The sequence below is a fragment of the Sinorhizobium sp. 7-81 genome, assembly GCF_030124405.1.
Classification (GTDB): Bacteria; Pseudomonadota; Alphaproteobacteria; order Rhizobiales; family Rhizobiaceae; genus Sinorhizobium; species Sinorhizobium psoraleae.
Map to the genome: position 1 here is coordinate 1 of NZ_JASKLT010000050.1, position 3444 is coordinate 3444.

The window sequence follows — 3444 nt, forward strand, 5'->3', positions numbered from 1 at the left end:
AAAAACGCTCTGCATTATGCGGAGTCGATGGATGTTGAAAAGCCCGACAATGCGCCATCAGCGTCTCCGGCTCCGCATAATCATGGTCGCCGCATAGTTGCGGAAGTCGACAGGATGACTGGCGAGGAACACCTTCACGCCGGAGGGGATCATGCCGATCGCACCGCTCGGATCACCCGCTGCAAGTGCGCCTCGTCGACGTCCGCGCCGGCGCGCACGACAATGTCGCCAATGACGACCTCGACAACGCGTTCCTTAATTGCCGCAGATCTCGGCTGCTGTTCTTTCGCCAGAGCAGAGCTTTGCTCACCATCTCCACTAAGCTCCCGTCGCCATCGAAAGAGCTGCGAAGGCAGAATACCGATCCGTCGAGCAACCGCCGAAATGTTCGCTCCCGGCCTGGACGCCTCCTCGACCGACCAAAAACGCCGCAACTGACGAGGTGAACCCTCAAGGCGTTCCGGCACAGCCTCAATCATATGGATCGTTCTAGGGCTAGCTATAGGCGCAGACATAGATGCTCACACTCGGTGAAATCGTCTCTCCGCCATACCTTACCCAACCCCGATGCTGCTAGACGGGGCCTCCTTGTCGCTTACGGTGATCGGGCTGCTCGTTGCCTGACGATCCACGATCCGCGTTCAGGCGTCCGGAAACAATCAGAGGATAAGACGCGCGCACCGCCAGTTCCAGCGACGAGGGCCCGAAATCTTCCGTAGTGCCCGACGCGATGGCTTCGCGGACTTCCGAGAGCGCCGCCTGGATCAACTGATCGTTGGTCCTTCCTGTTGCCTGCCACTTTGCCCGATGCGTGGACTTGCCAAAGGCATGACGAAGATAGCGCCTGATCTGATCGACCTTGGCGGGTTCATCCGCTAGGCCCTAAGGATCAACGCCGTCGCCAGCTCATTCATCAGCTTTGGCGTAATCCGGTTGCGGGTCGACTGGCTCGTAACGGCGACCCGGATTGCCTCATCAACGCGATCGTCGTCGATCGTGAAGAGATGGACAATCTGTGCGGCACGGAGCACCTGATCCGTCGGCAGATGCGCGCGCCGCTTCGGATCGCGTGCACGATCCCGCAAAATAGTCACGCTGCGTCGACGAGATCAGATCGCGACGGTACAGCTCATCGGGAGCTCGGCTTCACCTGCCTGCTGACCTCACACAACCCTGCTGTGGTTGAACGGCTCTGCGGCAGAGTTCAGCTCTATGCAAATGGCGTGATTGTCAGGGACACCGTGAGCGAGTCCGCTGCAAGGCGATCAATCGGTGGCTGAAATCGCAGGCGCTTGCGCCGCCCAATTTCCGAACAGTTAGAAGAAAGCCGCCAGGTAAACGAGCGTCTGTTGGCCAAGAACCAAATATCGCGATTCGTTACATCGGCAGGATCAAATCCCGCCCCCGCAATCAATGGCTAGATAGGCTCAGTCTTGTCTGTAGTTCGACGCCGCATTCTCGTTTATGAAACTGTGATCGGCAGGTGACTCCGCTCAAAGCCTTCGCAACGACCGCTCGTCCTCATTCCGCTGTCGTACCGGTGTTTCAAATCTTGGCGGTCGAAATCTTCCGTCATCGGCTTAGCCCTCAAACAGTATGGCGGCATACTCCATTGCACCATGCAGAACGTGGACAATGACCACTTGCTCAGCTTCCACACGGTAGAAAATCAGGTAACTGCCATGAACCCTGCGGCGAACGCCGTGATGTTCATATCGAGGCACCAAAGGGAAGGCTTTTGAGGACGTTGCTAGCGTCAGACATTTCTGTTCCAGCTCATCAACGAATGACAACGCACGGGAGGGATTGTCCTTTGCGATGTAGTCACCGATCTGCTGCAAATCCGCCTTTGCTTCGGTCGTAAAGCGGACCTTCATTCGGCCGAGTCCGGCAGCATGGCTTTGTATCGCTTACGCAGTTCGCTGAAAACATCTTCGGCGGCATGGGTGCGGCCAGCGTCAGCATCGGCAATGCCGCGCATGATTGACGCATCGAGAGCGGCAAGACGTGTCTCACGATCTTGAATCAACCGCACTCCCTCTCGTAGTACTTCACTTTTCGAACCATAGCGGCCCGTATCGACGAGCTGTTGGATATAGCTTTCGAGCTGTTTACCCAGATCGGCACTGATCATGTTGAAATCTCCTGCGGTCGAAGCTGTCCCTAATGTAATCTCCTTATCAACTATTATCAATATGCATTGCCTCATGCCCACCAGGTCCGCACATCGCATTTGGTAATGAACCGAGTACCGAACGGGACTGCTCCGTGCGGCCTATCCGCCAAGCGGGTAACTCGAGGGAAAAAGCGGTGTCGCGGAAAGACGATCGCGCAGGTGAGGAGGGTAAGACCACGAGGATTGAGCTCACCATCGCACAAACCAGAAGATGTTGGACTTACTCCTGGTCACGCGGTTCATTCTCTGCGCGGAGCGCTTCCCCAAGTTAAGAACGACCGCGACGCGGCCGGCGGATCATATCCAGATTCGCACCTATCGTTGCGGCCCGTCAGCCTGAAATGCGCTTTGTCGAGCCGAAGACCGCTGATTAACAAGTGCGGGCGGTTCTGTTTCGGGCGCGCGAGCGTATTCTTCATCAGCGAACGGAACTGGTGAACGCTCTGCGCGCCGTTCTCTACGAATATGGGCAGGTCATTCCGCAGGGGATTGGTCACATCAAGCGCATTGAGGCGATTGTCGAGGATGCTGAGATCGGCCTGCCCGAGCTTGTGCGGGAGGAGTGCCGCGACCTTCTGGCTCAGATCGGCGAGAAGACGGCCCGGATCGCGGAGAAGACGAAGAAGCTCACTGACCTGTCGCGGCAGAGCGAAACTGCGCGCCGGCTTCAGACCATGCCGGGTGTGGGGCCGCTGATCGCCCTAGCCGTCGAAGCTTTCGCGCCGGCGATGCAGAGCTTCCGATGTGGTCGAAACTTTGCTGCTTGGCTCGGCCTGGTTCCACGACAGTTCTCTTCTGGTGGGAAAGAAAGGCTAGGTCGGGTGTCGAAAGCTGGTCAGGCCGACATCCGCAGGCTCCTGATCATCGGGGCAATGGCCCGCGTGAGTTGGGCGGGTCGCAAACCGCCAGCGCAAGGATCGTGGCTCTCGCGGATGCTCGCGAAGAAGCCGCGCATGCTGGTGGCGATCGCACTGGCGAACAAGATGGGTCGGGAAATATGGGCCATGCTGACGAAGCAGGAAGATTATCGAGACCCGGCTCTGGCTGTGGTGGCGTGACAAGAAACCACCGCGGATAACCAGGACTGGCAAGGAGGTGTGAGAAGTCGCTGACCTCAATGGGCGCATGATCGAACAGATCTGGATCGGGAAAACCAAAGTTTAACTGAGGGCCTAGCAGGCTGTTGAAAAAGAAGCTGGCCTAGAGGCTTTAGCCGTGATTCAGTGGCTTCGTGAGTTTCGGAGTTGATGGATGCGCGGCGGCGATGT

The 3444-nt window shown here is 57.6% G+C and carries 5 protein-coding genes; 1 reads left to right on the plus strand and 4 read right to left on the minus strand.

Annotated elements, in window-relative coordinates:
• Window positions 1-149: 149 nt before the first annotated feature.
• From QN224_RS34235 to QN224_RS33355, 4 genes are all read right to left on the minus strand, one after another.
• Window positions 150-515: a transposase gene (locus tag QN224_RS34235; RefSeq protein WP_369292633.1), complete on the minus strand. Its 366-nt coding sequence runs from the start codon at window positions 513-515 to the stop codon at window positions 150-152.
• A 360-nt stretch (window positions 516-875) separates the two neighbouring features.
• The gene (locus tag QN224_RS33345) at window positions 876-1094 is read right to left on the minus strand and encodes a hypothetical protein (protein ID WP_283980141.1); all 219 of its coding nucleotides are present in this window, start codon (window positions 1092-1094) and stop codon (window positions 876-878) included.
• A gap of 486 nt (window positions 1095-1580) precedes the next feature.
• Window positions 1581-1877, minus strand: coding sequence for a type II toxin-antitoxin system RelE/ParE family toxin (locus QN224_RS33350; protein ID WP_283980142.1), 297 nt, complete (start codon window positions 1875-1877; stop codon window positions 1581-1583).
• On the minus strand, window positions 1874-2134 hold the full coding sequence (locus QN224_RS33355; RefSeq protein WP_283980143.1) for a type II toxin-antitoxin system ParD family antitoxin: 261 nt from the start codon (window positions 2132-2134) through the stop codon (window positions 1874-1876). The genes QN224_RS33350 and QN224_RS33355 overlap by 4 nt, the downstream gene beginning before the upstream one ends.
• 419 nt (window positions 2135-2553) lie before the next feature.
• On the opposite strand from QN224_RS33355, the gene QN224_RS33360 reads away from it, so the two are divergent.
• Entirely contained in the window at window positions 2554-3234 is a 681-nt protein-coding gene (locus tag QN224_RS33360) for an IS110 family transposase (RefSeq protein ID WP_283980144.1), read from the plus strand.
• Window positions 3235-3444 lie beyond the last annotated feature (210 nt).

Coding starts and splice junctions, on each gene's coding strand:
- QN224_RS34235 (WP_369292633.1), bottom strand. CDS start 515: ATGTCTGCGCCTATAGCTAGCCCTAGAACGATCCATATGATTGAGGCT.
- QN224_RS33350 (WP_283980142.1), bottom strand. CDS start 1,877: ATGAAGGTCCGCTTTACGACCGAAGCAAAGGCGGATTTGCAGCAGATC.
- QN224_RS33355 (WP_283980143.1), bottom strand. CDS start 2,134: ATGATCAGTGCCGATCTGGGTAAACAGCTCGAAAGCTATATCCAACAG.